Raw genomic sequence first — 19561 nt, forward strand, 5'->3', positions numbered from 1 at the left:
ATGCCACCTCTTTCAGAGGACGGCAAAGCCGTTTCATCTTGAAGTAGTTAATTTATTTGATGTAAAGGGTTTTGATCTCAAAAGGTGCGAAATCCAGCTCGAATTCACCTTGGTGATGATCCACAAGCTCCAATTTATCCTCCAAGGCATTGGAGAGATAAACTTCGCTATATGGCTGCTTCCAGATAAGCTGTACGACTTCACGTCCTCCGGAGGATTCATAGAGGCGAAGAATGCTGCCCCGCCCATCCTCGGATGGCTTTACGGTATCCAGTACGACATGCTGCCCATTAAATTCGATGAATGAGCCTGTGGACAGCAAGGGTCCCCGGTTCGCTTTTGCCGCGAGTGCCACCACTGCCGTATTCAACTCAGCCGCCTTGCGCAGTGTGTGGGCACTCCGCCAATCGCCTTGATGGGGATACAGTGAATAGGTGAAATCATGACTGCCCAAATCGGCGTTGGCATCCGGCCATTTCGGCGCACGCAGCAAAGACAGGCGGATCGTGCTGCCTTGAACGTCATAGCCGTATTTGCAGTCGTTTAGCACACTCACCCCATAACCATGTTCCGACACATCGGCAAAACGGTGGCCGCACACCTCATACTGCGCCTGTTCCCAGCTAGTGTTGCGGTGAGTCGGGCGTTCCAGTGCGCCAAAGGGAATCTCATAAGTGGCTTTGTCAGTCACAACGTCAACCGGAAAGCCAACCTTCAGCAGCTTATGGGCTTCGTTCCAAACCACATGCGTCTTGAAATCGATTCTCCGGTCATGGGCATACAGTATTAAATCCTGGGTGATTTCCGAGTTGCCCAACTTCCAGCGGAACCTTAGCACATCTTGAACCTTACCGGAGAAGATTACGCCTTTGTCCAGCAACTCTGCTTCACCGGCTGGCTGTTCTTCATAACGGCTGTCAATATCCCAGGCATCCCACAGCGTCGGGCGGTCATGGAAGAAGTGAAACTGGTTGGCACGGCCACCCGACTGCACGATTTCCCGTCCTGCTGTTTTGTCGAACAGACTGGTGATTTCGCCACGTTCATTGAAAGCAAGGCGGTAGTACGGTGTCTCCCAGCTGTTGTTTAATATCGTACGATTCGAAAATGGAGATGAAGCATCTGCAAGAATGGCAGTTGTTAAGCTATCCGTCACTTGCGCGACTTCTTCGCTTCCTGCCTTAATCAAATCCATACATCGCAGCCAGATGGTCTTATAGCCAAAAGCCGGGACCTGCGGAATATGAATGTTCACAGAGGTTGAACCGACCACAAGATCTATCGGCAGTGAATTTCCACGCTCGTCATAAGCTGCCCACGTCTGGTTCACCACTGACTTATTCACAATATTATCCAAGTGAATATGGACAACTATATCGCGCGCCCAACCGAGGCTGTTAAACAGCACATGGGGCGTGCCATCTCCTTCTGTAGTCACTTGTGCCGCCAAGGCATCCAGTCCCGATTGCAGTGCCTTCTGACCATAGGCAAAAACCTCGCGGTATTCCTTCTCTGAAGTCTCATAAGCTTCAGTAATTGCCGAGCCGGGGATAATATCGTGAAACTGGTTCAGGAGCACCAGCTTCCAGCCTCGATGCAGGTTCACAGCGCTCTTGTTCCGCTCTTCCTTTTGCATATAGGAAGACGCCATAGTTTGCCAGAGCTCTGCCTCACGGTACAGGATTTCCGCTTTGCGGTTTTTTCGTTTGTTGCGGCTGTGTGTGGTATAAGTGCCCCGGTGCAGCTCCAGATACAGATCACCGTGCCACTCCGGTAGCTTTGGCTGCCGCTTGGCGATGCCGGAGAAGAAATCCGCGGCATTGCTGAACTTACTGGCCGGTTGGCCGACCATCAGCTCCGCACGGCGAATATATTCCAGCATCTCGCGTGTGACGCCGCCGCCCCCGTCACCATGGCCGTAGAGCAGCATTTGCTCGTTATGTGTTTTCTTCTCGCGAAAGGATTGCCAGTGATCATGAATATCCTTCGGCAGGGTATTCTCATTCACTCCATGGTTGAGATAGGTCAGCACGGAGGTGCCGTCAATGCCCACCCAATGGAACAGATCGTAAGGGAACCTATTCGTGTCATTCCAGCCGAGCTTCGTAGTCATGAAATAGCGTATGCCACCATGGCGCAAAATCTGCGGCAGCGATGCGCAATAGCCGAAGGTATCCGGCAGCCATTCAATGTCCGAGGTCCTGCCGAATTCCTCTAAGTAAAACCGCTGGCCATAGAGCATTTGGCGCATCAGCGATTCCCCGCTTGGAATGTTCAGATCCGGCTCCACCCACATGCCACCGACCAGCTCCCAGCGGCCTTCCTTGATTCTCTCTTTTACTTTGGCAAACAAAACCGGGTCGTTCTGCTTCAGATATTCGAACAGCTGCGGCTGGCTCTGGGCATATTGATATTCCGGGTATTCGTCCATTAAGGCATTCACAGTTGAGAAGGTTCGGCTGGTCTTGCGCACAGTCTCCCGCGCGGGCCACAGCCAGGCGATATCAATATGAGATTGGCCGATCATATGGATCGTGCCTTCCGTATTTGTGCCAATAGCACCAATATCAGCTCGCAGCATGTTTTCAAGGGCAGCAACCGCGCTTCCCCCGCGGACATCGTCCTCTTGTAAATTTATATATTTATCCATTACACGGTTTAAAGCTTCCAGCATCCGTGTGCAGCGCAGTTCCTCTTCCGGCAGCAGGAGGGCCGTGTCGCGGATAATAATGGCTGTATACATCAGGCTCTGGACCGGTTCATTGACTCGTACCAGCCAGGAGTGAATCGCGCGGATCGGCGGCTGGATAACTGCTTGCTGATTCAGCGGGTCCACTGGCTCCGGGACCGGATCGAACAGCTCGATTTCCAGATCCAGCGGTTTCCCGTCTGAGGAGGCTTCAAGTGTCGCGAAGGTATGGTTCCGGTCGAGGCCTTGGCGGGATTCCCCATTCACCCGTAGCAAACCCTCGCCTCCCGACTCAAAAATCAGACCCGCATGCTGCCCAGTCCATTCTTCAGGGAACTCAAGCGTACGACGGAAAAAGTAAGTGGTTCCCTGAACACTTGGAAACAGGTTGAAATTCCCGCCCTCGGTATAGGCCCGTATTCCGTCATATTGACCTGGCACGGTATATACCGAAGCCTGAATATCCCATTCCTCTAGCGTGATTTGCTCCAGCCACTGTTGCTCGGACAGTTCGCGGATAAATCTTCTAATCCGTTCCATCTGCACCCTCCATTACCTCCAAGTCTGTTTCGAGCACATCATTAACGTTGCTGCCCACCTGTATCTTGAACATTCCTGGCTCCACGACAAGCTGATAATCAAGGCCGTTATATTCCAGCTGCTGCCAACCGACTTCAAAGTCCATGATTTGTGCTTCGCCCGGAGCCAGCGTGATTTTACGGAAGCCCTTCAACTCCTTGAGGGGTCGCGAAACCTTGCTCGCGACATCGGAGATATACAGCTGAACGACTTCGGCTCCTGGTAACTCACCCGTATTTTTCACCTGTACGGTTACCGTGGCGATTTCATCCGCAGTAATCACCTGCGGTTCTACTCTGAGATCGGAGTAGCTGAAGCTTGTGTAGCTTAGGCCAAATCCGAACGGATACTGGGGCTGCGAATCTGTTTCAAGATACTTCAGGCCTCGTGAACGTTTGCCGTAATAATATACCGGAAGCTGCCCGACATTCTTCGGCCAGGAGATTGTCAGCCTACCTGAAGGATTCACTTCACCGAACAGGATATCGGCTACAGCATGGCCTCCCTCCTGACCCGGATACCAAGCCTCCAGAATAGCATCAGCATGTTCATCCATCCATGGCTCGCTTATCGGCCGGCCGTTGATATAGACCACGATCACCGGCTTGCCCAGCCTATGAATCTCCTGAGCCAGCTCCAGCTGCACACCTGAGAGAGCCAGCGAAATCCGGTCAATGCCTTCGCCGCAGTCCATATCACTCCAGGAATGTTCCGTCACCTTCGAGGCTCCGGTCTTCAGATCAATCGCACCTTCACCGAAATCACGGGCGCTTGAGCCACCGAGCACCAAAACCACGGTGTCAGCCTGCGCAGCGAAGGACAGTGCAGCATCGAAGCCTGCCTTATCGTTGCCTTTGATCCGGCAGCCGGGCGCATACAGTACCCGTTCCGGCCCAAGCTTGCTGCGCAAACCGTCCAGCACAGTGGTAATACTAGATCGCTGTTGTGGCGAGGTATAATCGCCCAGCTGATTGTATGGCGCATCGGCGTTCGGGCCGATGACAGCAACCGTTCCGCAGCTGCGACTCAAGGGCAGTGAAGCCCCATCATTCTTGAGCAGAATGATGCTCTCAGCAGCCAATTTCCGGGCAAGCTCGCGGTGCTTCTCGCAGCCGATGTACTTCTCCGCCGCATCCGGATCTGCATACGGCTGCTCGAACAGGCCGAGCTTGAATTTCAGTTCCAGTACGCGTAACACAGCGCGGTCCACAATACCCGAGGCTAGCTTGCCCTCGCGGACTGCATACACAAGATGCTTGCCGAACATCTCACCGGACATCTCCATATCAACGCCGGATGTGATAGCCTGCACCGCCGCGTCCAGTCCATCCCGAGCAACCCCATGGCCATTGGCCAGCATCTCAATGGCGCCGCAATCGGTGATGACCAATCCGTCAAAGCCCCACTTTCTGCGGAGAATATCCTCTATGAGCACGGTATTCGTCGTGCAAGGTACTCCGTCGATTTCATTATAGGCAGGCATAATGGACGCCGCCCCCGCCTCCACTGCCTTCTTGAACGGCAGCAAGTCGACTTCGAGCAGCTCGCGCCAGCCCATATGCACCGGACCGGCATTTCGGCCACCCTCGGAGCTGCCATATCCGGCGAAGTGCTTCAGGGTGGCACCCACACTTTCTTGGCTGCTCAGCGTTTCACCCTGCAGCCCCTCAACTGAGGCGACGGCCAGCCTGCTGATCAGATAAGCATCCTCGCCAAAACATTCCTCGGTGCGGCCCCAGCGGGGATCGCGTACCACATCTAGCACGGGGGAATACGTTACTGTTCCGCCCTGGCTGCGTGTCTCCAGTGCCACCGCCCGGCACATTTCCCGGTACAGGTCTACATTCCAGGAGCTGCCCAGCGAGAGCGGAACTGGAAATACTGTAGCTCCAATCGCCATATGACCATGTGAGCACTCTTCCCCGAACAGGATCGGAATGCCCAAGCGTGAGTTCTCGATGGCATACCGCTGGATCGCATTCACAGCCTCTGCACCTTGGCGCGGGGACAGTCCACTGTCCAGCGTCACTCCGGTCCACGGATCAGCGCGAAGCATTCCGTAGAGCGAGCCGATACCCGCCTTGGTCACCTGGCGTTTGAAATCTTCCGTCATATTGATCTTTCCTTCTATATGTTCATAGACTTGCCAGCCGAAGGGCTGAACGAGCTGCGCGGCTTTTTCTTCCAAGGTCATCTGTCCCAACAGATGTTCCGCCCGTTCTCGGGGAGAGTGTTGACTAGATTTGTCACTCATAGGCTTCTCTGACTCCCTTCCTGGAGTTACCCTTTAACACTGCCTAATACGAGACCTTTCACAAAATATTTTTGTAAAAATGGATATACAAGTAGAATGGGGAGCGCGGTAAGAAAGATCTGAGCTGCCCTTCCTGTACGGTCAGATACAAATTTCAGGGTGTCCGGGTCCTGCATTTTCATGTTTTTCAGCGAATTGGCATCAATGGTTACAGCTTGAAGATAGGTCGCGAGCGGATAATGCTCCGGACTTTTCATATAAATTAGTCCGTCGAACCAGGAATTCCAATGGAACACCATCGTCAACAGGGCAACAGTTGCCAGAGAGGGCAGTGAAACGGGCAAATAGATGCGGAAGAGAATGGTTAAATGGTTCGCTCCATCCATCAGAGCCGATTCCTCCAGCTCTTTGGGTAGCCCTCTGAAGAAATTCAGGACAAGAATGACATTGAACACATTGACGGCACCGGGAATCACCAATGCCCATATGGAATCTAGCAACCCTGTTTGCTTCACCGCCAGATAAGAGGGAATCAGACCGCCGTTGAACAATATAGTGATGACAAAAATCCACGAATATATGCTTCTCCAGGGGAATTTATCATTTTCCTTGGAGAGTGGATATGCGGTAAGGACACAAATGATAAGACTGAGCACAGAGCCTAGCACTAGCCGTTCCACCGAGTTGAACAGGGAATGCATGAATGTTCCATACTTCATCACGACCGCATAAGAGTGGAGATTAAAATCCACCGGCCAGAAGTTGACCAGACCTGCGCTTACCGCTCCCGATGAACTGAAGGAGACCGCCAACACATTGAGCATAGGCAAGAGACATACGATGGACAAAGCAATCAGAAAGCAATAATTGAATACCATAAATAGCAATCGGGATTTTGAACGTTTATACATATCATGAACCCCTTCGGTTAGAAGATTCGGTAATTCGCCAGACGATAGGCCAGATAATAGGAGCTCGAAATAAAGAAGAGCGAAATCAAAGATTTAAATAAACCGATTGCCGTGGATACGCTGTATTGGGCATCAACGATACCGATGCGGTAAATTAGTGTATCCAGCACATCGCCCGTGGAATAGGTGGCGGGGGTGTACAGATTAAAGATCTGGTCAAAGCCTGCATTCAGCACATTGCCGAGGCTCAGTGTTCCCAGCAGAATAATGATCGGCAAAATACCAGGGAGTGTCACATTCAGAGTCTGCTTCCAGCGTGATGCTCCATCCATCAGTGCAGCTTCGTACAGCGAAGGGTTGATTGCGGTGAGCGCCGCCAGATAAACAATCGTATTAAAACCAAATTCCTTCCAGATATCAGTCGCTACCAGCACGAAGCGAAACCATTGATTATCCCCCAGAAAAAATACCGGATTGAGCCCAAAGAAGGCAATCAACTCATTAACAAAACCCGATGAAGGCGACAAAATATCCTTTAGAATTCCGGCCAGAATGACCCATGAGAGAAAGTGGGGAAGATAGATCAGCGTCTGGACCCCTTTCTTGACAAAAGAATGAATCACCTCATTGAGCAATAGGGCTATAATTATGGGCACAGTTAAATTCCCAATCATTTTCATCACGGCAATCAGTACCGTATTTCGCAGCACCGGCAAGAACTCCGGCATTTTAAATACATAGGTGAAATTATCGAATCCTACCCAAGGTGAATGAAGCATTCCCTTGTATCCGGAGAACTTCTCAAACGCAATTACAATACCAAGCATGGGATAATAGCAGTAGACCAGCACGAGAATAATAGCGGGAAGCAACATCAGGTGCAGGATCGTATGTTCTTTAAAACTTTTTAGATAACGCATTCTCTTCGTCTCCCTCAATCCCATTTATTGATATGAGGCATCTCCAACAAGCCGAAGGAGAAGAAGATCCTCCCCTTCGCTTCTTGGACATTCACTTAATGCGAAGTTTTCCAATCATTGACTTCCTTGGTGATTTGCTCACCACCGAGGGAGTTCCAGTCGGCCACGAACTTGTCAAAATCCTCGCCGGAGCCTTTATTCATAATGATTTTGGTGAAGACTTCCTGCTCCAGCTTATCCAGCGAGCTTTTTTTGGTTACCATTGTTGATGTAGGAGCTCCGTAGAACTCGGATTTCAGCTGGTTTTCCATATTGTCTTTTTTGATAATGGCAAAAGCATCAAATTGGCGCATGGTGCCATAACCTTTAGCGATATCTCCGTTCTTGAAAGCTTGAATCGCGTTGAAGGCTTCGATCTGCTCCGAATTCAGTTTGGAGGAATCTCCAGAGGTAAGTGCCGCTTCAACCGCATCCAGATTATCAGGAATATCCTTTGTCGTCGGCCATGATTGTACCAGCGGATATTTAAAGTAGCTGACAACTGGTGTGACATTCATATTTGCTCCGAATTTGGCATTCTCGGAGGTTTCCCCCCACATTTTTTCCTGAAATTCATTCAGAAGTTTCACTGCCGCTTCTGGATGCTCATATCCTTTACGGATAACCGTATAAGAGTTAACTGTAGGGTTGACTGCCTGAACTACTGGCTGGCCGCCATCCACGGATACGATTGAATAAGGCTTCAGGTTGACCAGATCGGCATTCTTACTAACATCAATAGGCCAGAGCGAATTCCAGTTCCCGCCATACCACATGCCGAGCTTATTGCCGATGATGTCCTCGCCCAGCTTGCCTCCATCCTTAACAATCCATTCTTTGTCGATAAGACCCTTTTTGTACAGCTCTTGCAGTTTAAGTAGCGCCTCTTTGACTTGGGGTTGAATGCCTCCATAGACAATCTTGCCGTCGCTCCCCTTCACCCACATACCAGGATAGGCCTTAAATCCTGCAAACCAGCCGCCGAGATCGGCTACATCGCCGCCAGTCATTACGGGTCCTTGAGCGATGCCCAGCCCATAGCTGTCCGGCTTGCCATTTCCATCCGGATCCTTGTTCACGAAGGCATCGGCGATAACCTCCAAATCCGCAATGGATTTGGGCTCGGCTAGCCCAAGCTTCTGCAGCCAATCCGATCTCAGCCACAACACATCATTGTTGGTTATCGTTCCGGCCAGATTCGGCAGTGCCATCAACTTGCCATCAAAGGTGGCGGAACTGATACCGATTCCTCCATCCTGATTCATTAACTCTTTGGAGAACGGCACCGCATATTGTGTAAAGGCATCAGTCAAATCGGCAAGCTGATCCTCCTCCACAAGCTGCTGCAGTTGAGTGGAATTGACCTGAAACATATCGGGCAGGTTGTCTCCTGAGCCGATGATGACATTCAGTTTGTTGGTATAATCTTCTGCTTTCGCTGCCGTCCAATCCAGCTTCACCTGAATGCCAAGCGTATCGCTAAAATAACGGCTCCATACATTGTTGTTAATATCATCGCCGGAATCAAATACCCAATTGGACTCGGCCAGTTGGGCCGCTATAATCTCTATCGGGGGATCATACTTCCCATCCCCTGGCTCAGCAGGGACATTGGCACTAGCTGTGACAGCTTCCGTCTCCTGCGGCTGATTATTCTTTTGGGCCTCCTTGTCTGAACATCCCGACAACACCATTACCATGGCCAGGAAGACAGCTAGACTGCTGCTTCCCAACCTTTTTTTACTTCCACGCATGTTATGACCTCCCTTAATTATTGGCATCCTGTTCGTCTTCATTCCCAGCGGTTAAGGTTTAAGCGTAACCGGAGCTGATAGATTGCCTGCATAGTCTTCCAGAACCACGTATACTGAAGCTGCTGTTGAAGTGAAGCTCAGACTTGCCTTGGTTGTGCGCCCCCGGATAATACGAGGTTTGCTGCCGCTGCTGTAAGTGGTGTCGAAAGATCGTGGCGTTCCATTCTCATAGACGTACAGGTAACGCCAGTCTCTTGTCGTCGGCATGGGCAGATTAAGCGTATTGCCACTCCATGACCAGCTTTCGGCATAAGGGGCGCAGACCACATCAATGAAATTGCCGCTTTTGGATACAGGCTGGTTACTTCCGATAGATACGGTTACCTCATAATCATCCCCGTTCACCGGCATGTTGCTGAAGGTAGTCGAGGTGGTTCCTTGTGCAACAGTGGTTTGAACCGAGACAGCAGTCGGAGTCGTAATTTGATTCAACGAACGAACCGTTACCAGGATCGAACCTGTTGCACCTGCCGGATTAGTCCAGGACACCGTCAAGTTCCCGTTGGATTGTGAGTTGACGCCCAGATTTGAAACTGCATTATTCAGGTTGTATGCCAACGTTGCAGCCGTGCCTTCAATACCATCCGCGCCTACAGGGACCACCTTGATAGTTCCCGATTGGGCAGGCAATTTTTTAATATAAAACAAGCTGTCATATTTGCCACCCATAAAGATGTCATTTACGTACACGTTATACTGCTTAACCTGGGCATAGTTTGTATTCATATTCCAGTTCAACACCATTTCCCCAGTACCTGGATAGGCGGAAGTGATGGCAAGTCCGGTTGGAGCAGTTGGGGAAACCGCTGACCCGTCGTACACGCGGATTTGGCCGACGTTCATCTGGTAATTGGCCACAGCTGCGGAGCCAGGGTTGTAGACTAGTCCGAGCGCAGCAATTTTTTGACCTGCATAGGCACTCAAATTGAGCTCGGCTGTCGTCCAGCCAGTGGTCTTGTTGCCGCTGCCGGGAACAGCTATTTTGACAACAGCAGTTGGATTGGCTGCCGTCACAAGCCCGATATACATGGTGGAGGTGTCATTATTGGAAGGCTTATTGTAAGTAACAGACACTTTGGAATTGGCATTTACACTAAGGTCTGTCTTATACAAACGGAGAAAATTCTCCGCATTCAGATTTCCTTTGACCACAAGCGAACTGCCGCCTTTGTAGCCCCCGATTTGCTGATAGTTGAACCGGCTTGTGCCGGTAAGGTCGTAGGAAGAGCCATAGTCAAAATCGACAGCGAGCCGGTTGCCTGTCGTATCCTGCCACCACTCCCACGTCACCGGAATATCCTGCAAGCTCATGTTAGACCATTCCGTTGGATTCGAGACTGCTCCGTTCACATAGTAGGACAACCCATGACCGGTATTGAAGCTGGTATAGAAGTTGTTCCCTCCGATTACCGAGCGTTCGGCAATAACTGAGGCTACCCCCGGCCAATTTCGGTTATCTGCATATACGTCAGTAACTGTATTGGTGGAAGGTGTTGTTGTATTCTTGGGATTGACATTAGGACCAGACCACCACAGCTGCTCACGCAAAGTTGTCATCCATTGATAGTTGTTCTCTGACCGGTGACTAACCGGATAAGATAATCCCATATCTTCATCGAGACCGGAGTGTACAAAATCCGCCCCGAGCGTTGACAGGCTAACTCTGGGCACGCCTCCGCTCAGCTTACTGCTCAGTTGCGAACTGTTCGTGGAGCTCCAGCGGTTAGCGCCGGCTTCAATCCCTGCGAACCCATTTTTTAGAATATTGTAACTAGTCCCATTGGTGGTGTTGAAGCTATTTAAATAATTGATTGCGCTGGTAATCTGTGTGCCAGTCATGCCGTAATCAAAGAAAAAAGAATTGGAAACCTGCTTCCCGCCGTTATACAGAAAGGAAATATTATTGGCGTTGAAGGTGCGGGCAAAAGTATTGGCTCCTGTGCTGGTATTGACCGAATCATCCCATTGAACATAGAGTCCGGCATCTTGAAGCGCTTTCATAAAGGCGATATAATTCGGAATGTCCGCGACGGCGATGTCGGGACTCAGTTCTTCTTGATTGATGAAGAAGCCGTCGAACCCATAATATTGGGCCATTTCAATCAGCTTGAGAGCTACCGGGAATTGACCGCTGGCATTCTTGACGAGCATTTGTTTATAGGTCTGCTGACCACGGTCGTTGTTGGAGAAGAAGATCCCTGCCAATGAGAGAACCCCATTCTTGTGCGCGGCATCTGTATAGGTTGGATTTGGGATGTTCAGCATCCCAAACTCAAACCACTTTTCCTGCCAGTTGGACTGCGCCAGGCTATCGTAATAAGAAGGAGGGGTATATGCGGTGGCTGTGCCATGCCAGTAGGAGTAATAATCTGTGTATTGCCAGAAGTTGAAATGGTATTGGGCAAACTTGTTGGTATAGGGGGCATTCTCAATGAAAGCATTTCCATAATCTCCGGCAATAGTGCCCATTTGCACATTGGGATTCAGAGCCTGATTAGCCTGTGTTGCAGTAAAAGGGGTTATTCGGGTTTGCAGCGGAACGCGTGACCGGAGCAGCGCAGAATCGGGATCAGTTTGCGGTGTCCAGCTTGCAATCTGGCTGCTAGTATAGCCATGCACACTTGGCTGGTTGGCCCCGTGAGCACTTTCGCCGGTGAACGGCCAGGTATCGCCGGCATTCACCGTTGTTGCCCCAAGCAGCACAATGGCTATCACAGCTGGAAGCAAAGAGGCCCACTTCCTTTTTCCTGCCCATGCTTTTCTTTTCAACGTCATCACCCATTTCTTTATAATGGTATTTCCAAAATGACTATAGCATGGGGGAAATAGGCCTCTCTACTATTCAATTTAAAGATGGGCTATCTTATTTACAGTTTGGGCTTCTCGCGGTATTCATTAGGGGTCATTCCTACTGTTTTTTTGAAGAAACGGTAAAAATACCCTTCCGATATAAAGCCTACTGCTTGGGATACATCTTGAACCCGCAAGTCGCTCTCTTGCAGTAATTGCTTCGCTTTATTCAATCTCATTTCTGTAATATAATCCAACAGACTGATCTTTGTGGTCTGCTTGTACAAACGGGAGAGATAATATGGATGATGGTTGAAGACAATGCCCAGTTTGGTCATGGATAAATCCTCAGCGAAATGGTTATGGATATAGTTCTCTAATTTCTCGACAATGTCATTCTCCTGATCCATACTTTGATGGGTCCGGCAGTCAAACAGCACATCAGCCAACTGGATGAAATAGGCTTTATATTCAGTCCATTCCCTCTCAGCCCTCATACGGAAAAGCAGATCCATATCAAGCTGCCTGGCAAGCTCCTGCCAGATCCCCCAGCGGTTAATAGCTGACAAATACATTCCCCCGAGCGATAAAATAACTTCCAACCGGATCATGTCTTTATTTCCATCCGATAGCAGCGGAAGCCCAAGAATATGACCGAGCAGATCGTAAAATTCGCCTCTCTCCCCATTCTCCAAATGCTCCTGCAGTTTATGGATTTGAAAAGAAATTGCCGGCACATGTCGAGGATTGCCCGCCTCAGAAACTGGATTGCTGTCTTCAGCAGACTCAAGCAGAATCGCCCCCTCCCTGATGCCGAGTCCTTGATTCAGCAGCAACTTCAACGATTCGAAAGGTTCCTGCAGTGCGTCCCACTCATGGAAGGAGTTTCCAACCGCAAAGGAAAGCGTGATGTTCAGCAATTGATTACAGGTGGCCTGAATATCCTCTAGCGAGTGCTGGAGGAACAGCAGTGAGCGCCGCCACAACATGTCCTTATCTGTTAAGCTTTCATCCTCCTTCGGCTGAATAAACCAGATCATCCGTGAGGCTTCATAGGGGTAGGAATAGCAGGATAGGACTGGGCTAAGATATTCTGCAGCGATATTCTGGATGGAATAGATGGTAAGTGCACGATCAGATGGGGCCGATATTCCCCGCCAATGATCGATCCGAGAGAGGAACACCAGTACTGGAGCCTGGCTGTCCAGATGGATTTGGAGATGCTCGAACTGCTTCACTCGTTGGGTCAGCGCAGCAGGATCTCCTTGAAGCAGACGATTCATCAGCTCTTTGCCCATAAACGGCAGTGTGGTCTGAAACTGCTTTTGGGAGCGTTCAATCAAGCTTTGAAAACGGATGGCTTCCTGCAGCTGTTGGAGAGTAGCTATGACTGCTGCTCCAATGACCTCATATCCTTCGGTCTTTAGAATATAATTTCCGGCACCTCCCCGCATGGCCTGCTGAATCAATTGGAAATCATCATATCCAGATAGGAAAATCATGCGGCAATGCGGCCAACGCTGTGAAAGCTGCTGCTGCAGTTCCAGTCCGCTCATTCCTGGCATGTGGATATCGGACAGCACAATATCAATCTTGGTCTCCTCCAGTAACCGGAGTGCTTCCTTGCCGGAATGTGTACCATATACCTCCAGATCATCGAGTTTCAGATCTAGAAAATAACCAACTAACCCATCAACAATTATTTTCTCATTGTCCACAATTAATAATTTAGTCATGAAATCCTCCTTATACTAACTGGGGTTAGAGCGGGATGCGCAGCATTACGCATAGTCCTCCCGAATGACCCAGTATCAGCTCCAGACCGTAGGCATGTCCGTACCTCAACTGCAAACGGCGGTGCACATTGAACATCCCGGTTGTCTCGCCCGAATGAGCGACTGTAAGCAGTCGATCGTTCAGTTCCTCAATCACTCCTGGGTTAAGAAGTCCACTATTATCCTCTACGCGTATTACCAGCAGTTGCTCCTGCTGCTCCACTTCAATGATCAGCAGCCCAGGCCCATCAACTTTCTCTAGTCCATGCAGATATGCGTTTTCTACCAGAGGCTGCAGGATAAGCCGGGGAACTCGCACAATTCTGCAAGCCTCTGGTATTTCTCCCCAGCGAATTTGAATATCCGGAAATCTTAAGGACTGGATGCCCGCATAGGCCTGGGTATGCAGCATTTCATTCTCCAGAGACACCTCATCCTCGCCACTACGAGTGATATAGCGAAAGTAGTTGCCCATATGAAGAACCAGCTTCTCTGCGCTGTCCTTGTCCTCCTGTCGGATTAGAGTCAGCAGAATAAAGAGACTGTTGTATAAAAAATGTGGATTAATCTGGGACTGAAGCTGCTTCAACTCAGCATGCTGAGAGCGTGTCTGCTGCTCAGACACCTCTCCGATCAAGGTACCGATTCGACTTACCATTGTGTTGAACTGCTGAAACACATCCTGAAATTCATCATTATAACGATGCTGCAGACGAAGTTCCAGATTCCCCTCTCCCACTTGGGACAGAGAGTTGACCAACCGCCGCATCGGCTTATGGATAAGCAGAAAAATCCCATAGGAAAAAATAAAGACAATCAGAATAGAGACTAGAGCAATGACCCAATACCAGCTTTGATACTGCTTCAGCACCCCCAATGCTTCAGCTTCCGGCACATAATGAACAAGTGTGAGTCCCAGTGGTTGGGATTGCTCATAATAAATTAGATACATTTTGTCATTCATTTCAATCCGGTTCATCCCGCTTGTCGCTTGACTGTCCTGCTGTTCGGATACAAATTGGCGGATCGAATTGGTAATGGATTCATTGTTCGTGTCCCCTATTACCCACTGTTCGGGTTCATTCAGGAGAATGGAGCCGGCATTTTTTTTGCCAGACATTTGTGCCATGGACTGCTGCAATAGCGGAATAGACAACTCAACCTCCATCATAAACATCATGTCATCGCCGGTAGTCGGGTACAGCATCCCAAGAATCAGACGCTTATTAACAAATGAAAAAGGTGATTCCGTTCGCTTGTCCTTGCCAGCAATCACTCTGATTTCATCATCCGGAATGGTGCTACTGAAGCTTGTTGTCCAAATCGTGCGGCCGAGACTGGGAAAATAAATACGGATATCCTTGATATATGGACTCGAACTTTTGAGAATGGAAAGCTTGTTTTCTATTCTCAATATGGTCTGTCCCCGCTCATAATCGTCCATCGAATCAGGTATGACCCCGGCCTTGAGGAAATCATTGTCGCTGCTGATATATTCCCGCTCCAACCGAAGAATCCGGCTGATTTCCGTTTCCAGCGAGCTGAGATAAAAATGCACATTGGAGGCGCTGGATTGCAGAATTTCGTTCTGTACTTTGTTTACACTCGATCGATTCATCATCAGGCTGAGTGTTTGAATGGGGATAAGCACAACCAGGAAGGATATGATGATTTTGGGCAGAATGGTTAGCCGTTGTCCGAATAAATTGAAAGAAACAGATTTCATAGACAGTCTCCTAAGAAGAAACGGCTTTGCCGTCCTCTGAAAGAGGCGGCATCCGTTTCTTCGAGAAATATAAGGATAAGTTATCGCGTGAAGCATATAAATTCTTATATTTTAAAAAACTGTAGTGGACGGGAATATCTCATCGCAATGATTATAAGCCTGTCCATTTCAAATTACATCCGGTTTCCCGCAATTAAAAACCCGCTTACCTAAATATGGCTGGCGGGTGCGGGACTATATTTGCGTTGAAGACCTTTCCAATTTAGGCTTTGAATTGCAAGGCGTTTTTAAGTGCATTTATATAATTATTTTTGGCCAATTTGGAAATTGTCGCATCCGGGACTTCTAATTCAAAACCATGAAAGCACCCCGGATACAAGTGGAACTCTGTAGGCACTCCGGCTTTGGTCAGATTATAGACATACTCAATGGTTTCATCTCTAAACGGATCTAAATCTCCAATAAACGTGTATGTAGGTGGTAAATTTGTGTAATCGCTCTCACGCGCTGGCGCTGCATACACGGGTACATTAGATGGATCGGTATCAGCTAAATACATAGCCCAGGCTGTTTTATTATCAATCGAATTCCATACTCGCCGATCATTAATCTCCACACTGGATTGCGTTTGCTGACGATCATCCAGCATAGGGTACAAAGGCATTTGCAAGGCAATTTCGGGTCCATTACGGTCTCTGGCCATTAAAGAAATTGCTGCTGTTAACCCTCCTCCTGCACTTTGCCCAACCACAGCAATGCGATGAGGATCAACTCCTAATTTCCGAGCATTTTCCATAACCCATACCAATCCGTCATAGCAATCCTCAACTGGTCCGGGATAGGGTGATTCAGGAGCCAAGCGGTAGTCAACTGAAATAATGACCGAGGGAAGTTCCTTAAGGATCTCACAACATGTAGCATCACTGTCTGCCGGAGTCCCAAGAACCATTGCACCACCATGGATAAAATAGATACCCGGCAGTGCAGTATCTTTGGTTGTGGGTTCATAAATTCTTAATCTGATAGAATGTGAAGAGTTTGGTGTACGAATCGATTCTTCATAGATATGGATTTCACCGTCTGGACAAGGATTACCCGTCGCTTCGCTGCTGCTCAATTTCCGAAGTGCTTCAATGCTTTCTAATGTGAGAGCTCCCTCAGACAACTCCATAAACTTGTCGATTAATTCTCTATGTACTCTCTTTTCCATTACTGATCCCCCCTTCTATTGACTCGCTGGCAGCAAATATTGATCTAACACAGGAGATAAATCACTGCGTGGTGAAGGTTACCCTTCAACCACGTCTGCTAGCAGATCCGTTGCAATTTCAAGCATTTTGGGGACTATTGCTTCGCTTGAAATAGCTACATATAAATCTCCCATATAAAGCCGGAACGGAATTTCCACATCCCCATGCTTCCACATGAAAAAATCACCATCGATGGACATCATGGTATCTGGTCCCTTAACGATAAAAACTTGTGAGTACGTAAAGTCAGGTTGGGCTGCAAAGTAATGCTTACACTCTTCCAAAGAGATAGATTGCTCCACATTGTTTTGTTGTATGGATCGAGTTATTCGAAAACGCTGATTCATCGATTGGCCTCCAAAATTTATATTAATCGAATCGGTACGTCCAGAACTGTTCTGTTCCGAACCGGTTCCGAATTTCTTCATCATTCAACTCCCGCTCCCCAACCAGCTCTGCCGCTTGGAACTGCGAACGGTGCGATTGAATCGATTCCATTTTCTTTGCAAGGAATGCAGTCACGTCTATGGTCACATCCGCTTTTCCGATCACCTGCTCGTGATTACTGGAGAACGCAATGCTATGTACAAGCGGACGCTCTGCCGCAGGAAGCCGTGTGATTGTTCGTATGACAGCGGCACCGGTGGCATCGTGATCGGGATGCACGCTGAACCCTGGATAGAAGGTGATGACTAGCGACGGAGTCAGTTCTTTAAGCAGCATCATAATCTGACCGTCAAGCAGTTGCTGGTCTTCGAACTCAATCATTTTATCATGGAAGCCGAGCATTCTTAAGTCTTGGATGCCAATCGCATGGCAGGACGCTACCAGTTCCTCCTTGCGGATCGCTGGCAAGGTGACACGGTTCGCGAACGGCGGGATACCCATGTTGCGACCCATCTCTCCTAGTGTCAGACAAGCATAAGTGACTTTAGCACCTTCTTGTATGTACATTGCCAACGTGCCTGATACGAGGAATGCTTCATCGTCGGGATGGGGAAACACAACTAAGATATTCTGATGTTCAACTTGTTTAGTATTCATGATTACTTGATCCTCCACTTTCCTCAAAACCTGTTCTGACTGAGTTGCAATGCCACAATTAGTTTGCCTTGAGTATCATGCCCAGCCATGATTAGTCGTTCCGTTTCCAACTCATCAACATGTGTTAGGCCTTCGGCATAAATCCAGCCTTGTGCTGTCTTAAGCCCGACCCGGTATGGACCCGTGCCGGAGATGGAGCCCTGCGTATATCGGATGACCGCATTACTAATGAACGCCGACGCTGGCTGGCGGGAGCTGTCCAAGTGACTAGCATAGGCACCTGACGTAACTTCAAGGTGTATGAATAAGTCCTGACCGGCGAATCGGTCGATCTGGAATTGGATATCTTGAGGGTGGATCGGCAGCATAGTGGCCTCCTTGTATGGTATTAATCCATTTGATTGCAGTCAAACAACTCGATACTATTTCGACGGGAGACCAATCATTCCCTCCGAAATAGTAATGCACTACTTCACGTAAGCGTCTAGAAGCCGTCCATTATCATGCCATTGACCGTACATTTTATTTTCTTTAGTGTTTGTTATAAATTTGTCTAATCTGCTATTAAATAATTCCGGCTGACTTTTATAACTTTGTATATTGTCGATCCGTATTCTTTGATAAAGAGCTGGAAATGCCATGAAATTCTCATATACGTACATTTCCTCTTTTAACCTTTGTTCTATAATCCTATCTATTTTAAAAGAATCGTGATCCATATCAGGAAGCACCTTTCTTCCTTCGTCTCTCATTAACCCCAACTTTTCAAGGCGGCGGACGCGTTCTTTATTTAATTCGGTCCATGAACCTCTTTTGCTTCTAGGAGACAATCTCTGTGCCAGCTCCGTTTCAGATATTTTCTTTTTGACTCCATCAATCCATCCAAAGCACAAAGATTCTTCGACCGCATCCAAATATAACACCGTATCTGGGTTTGGCGTCATACTAACTACTAGCCAACAAGATTTTTCTATCTTACCATTTTCCTGTAACCAAATCCGCAAATCTTCTCTTGATTTTACTGGAATTAGATTTTCAATTTCCATAGATAAGATACAATCTCCTTTCTGATAAAAACACCATATGAAGTTATCCCGTTAGTTCAGAAAACGGCAGCCATGAATCAGGCCGCCGTCTCTTCGTGTTTATTTAACTCGTCGTCTCCCGTTAACGTTGGACTAGATATCAATGGAGGGATTGATAATGGCCAAAACCTGATGATCTTCCCATACCCCGTTGATCTTCAAGTTGCTTTGGGAGATACCTTCTTTGTGGAACCCGGCATTCTCAAGCACGCGGATAGATCCGGGATTCCGGGGAGAGGCTTCCCCTATAATCCGGTGAAACTTTAGCTCCTCGAAGGCATAGCGTACGACCTGCTTCACTGCCTGCGTCATATAGCCCTTGCCGTTATAAGCCTGGTCTAGGCTGTATCCGATCATACAGTTCTGGAGCGGTCCCCTCACTACAAAGGATAGACCTATACTACCAATAATCCGGTCGTCCTCCTTCTGGAATATCAAGAAGTCATATTTTCGGTCCGACTCTCTGTCGGCCTTACTCTTAATAATCATTTGGATCTGGTGGTCCACCGTATAGAATTCCTCGGTGTTGTTAGGTGAAAACCTCTCAAAAAACTCCCGATTGCGCTTGTACATTGCTGTCATTTCTTCAGCATCCGCTTCCTCCGGGAACCGAACGTACACTTGCTGCTCTGACATCCGCACCATCCCTACAAACTAATATTTTTGGATAATTATATCACAGGTT

14 protein-coding genes are annotated in these 19561 nt (G+C 48.6%); all 14 read right to left on the reverse strand.

Going from position 1 to position 19561, the window contains the following annotated elements; translation table 11 throughout:
• Nucleotides 1-52: 52 nt before the first annotated feature.
• Entirely contained in the window at nucleotides 53-3229 is a 3177-nt protein-coding gene (locus H1230_RS17525) for an alpha-mannosidase (protein ID WP_239711137.1), read from the reverse strand.
• Nucleotides 3216-5522, reverse strand: a complete 2307-nt coding sequence (locus tag H1230_RS17530; RefSeq protein WP_239711139.1) for a glycoside hydrolase family 3 N-terminal domain-containing protein — start codon at nucleotides 5520-5522, stop codon at nucleotides 3216-3218. Before H1230_RS17530 ends, H1230_RS17525 begins: the two co-directional genes overlap by 14 nt.
• A gap of 26 nt (nucleotides 5523-5548) precedes the next feature.
• Entirely contained in the window at nucleotides 5549-6433 is an 885-nt protein-coding gene (locus tag H1230_RS17535; RefSeq protein WP_239711140.1) for a carbohydrate ABC transporter permease, read from the reverse strand.
• Between the two features lie 17 nt (nucleotides 6434-6450).
• Nucleotides 6451-7353: an ABC transporter permease gene (locus H1230_RS17540; RefSeq protein ID WP_239711142.1), complete on the reverse strand. Its 903-nt coding sequence runs from the start codon at nucleotides 7351-7353 to the stop codon at nucleotides 6451-6453.
• Between the two features lie 95 nt (nucleotides 7354-7448).
• Nucleotides 7449-9146 carry an extracellular solute-binding protein gene (locus H1230_RS17545; protein ID WP_239711144.1) on the reverse strand — a complete coding sequence of 566 codons (1698 nt, stop codon included), beginning with the start codon at nucleotides 9144-9146 and terminating at the stop codon, nucleotides 7449-7451.
• A gap of 51 nt (nucleotides 9147-9197) precedes the next feature.
• A complete protein-coding gene (locus tag H1230_RS17550) occupies nucleotides 9198-11933 on the reverse strand; it encodes an endo-beta-N-acetylglucosaminidase (RefSeq protein WP_239711145.1) in 2736 nt (911 codons plus the stop codon).
• A 140-nt stretch (nucleotides 11934-12073) separates the two neighbouring features.
• Nucleotides 12074-13732, reverse strand: a complete 1659-nt coding sequence (locus H1230_RS17555; protein WP_239711147.1) for a response regulator — start codon at nucleotides 13730-13732, stop codon at nucleotides 12074-12076.
• Nucleotides 13733-13757: 25 nt separating this feature from the next.
• Nucleotides 13758-15497 carry a sensor histidine kinase gene (locus H1230_RS17560; protein WP_239711149.1) on the reverse strand — a complete coding sequence of 580 codons (1740 nt, stop codon included), beginning with the start codon at nucleotides 15495-15497 and terminating at the stop codon, nucleotides 13758-13760.
• Between the two features lie 262 nt (nucleotides 15498-15759).
• Nucleotides 15760-16707 carry an alpha/beta hydrolase gene (locus H1230_RS17565; RefSeq protein WP_239711151.1) on the reverse strand — a complete coding sequence of 316 codons (948 nt, stop codon included), beginning with the start codon at nucleotides 16705-16707 and terminating at the stop codon, nucleotides 15760-15762.
• Between the two features lie 78 nt (nucleotides 16708-16785).
• Nucleotides 16786-17094 carry a hypothetical protein gene (locus H1230_RS17570; RefSeq protein ID WP_239711153.1) on the reverse strand — a complete coding sequence of 103 codons (309 nt, stop codon included), beginning with the start codon at nucleotides 17092-17094 and terminating at the stop codon, nucleotides 16786-16788.
• 22 nt (nucleotides 17095-17116) lie between these two features.
• The gene (gene bshB2 / locus H1230_RS17575; protein WP_239711155.1) at nucleotides 17117-17791 is read right to left on the reverse strand and encodes a bacillithiol biosynthesis deacetylase BshB2; all 675 of its coding nucleotides are present in this window, start codon (nucleotides 17789-17791) and stop codon (nucleotides 17117-17119) included.
• 23 nt (nucleotides 17792-17814) lie between these two features.
• Nucleotides 17815-18159 carry a YojF family protein gene (locus tag H1230_RS17580; protein WP_239711156.1) on the reverse strand — a complete coding sequence of 115 codons (345 nt, stop codon included), beginning with the start codon at nucleotides 18157-18159 and terminating at the stop codon, nucleotides 17815-17817.
• 99 nt (nucleotides 18160-18258) lie between these two features.
• Entirely contained in the window at nucleotides 18259-18837 is a 579-nt protein-coding gene (locus H1230_RS17585; protein ID WP_239711157.1) for a YdeI/OmpD-associated family protein, read from the reverse strand.
• A 132-nt stretch (nucleotides 18838-18969) separates the two neighbouring features.
• Nucleotides 18970-19512, reverse strand: coding sequence for a GNAT family N-acetyltransferase (locus tag H1230_RS17590; RefSeq protein WP_239711159.1), 543 nt, complete (start codon nucleotides 19510-19512; stop codon nucleotides 18970-18972).
• Nucleotides 19513-19561 lie beyond the last annotated feature (49 nt).

The sequence above is a fragment of the Paenibacillus sp. 19GGS1-52 genome (genome assembly GCF_022369515.1).
In the GTDB taxonomy this organism is placed as follows: domain Bacteria; phylum Bacillota; class Bacilli; order Paenibacillales; family Paenibacillaceae; genus Paenibacillus_AQ.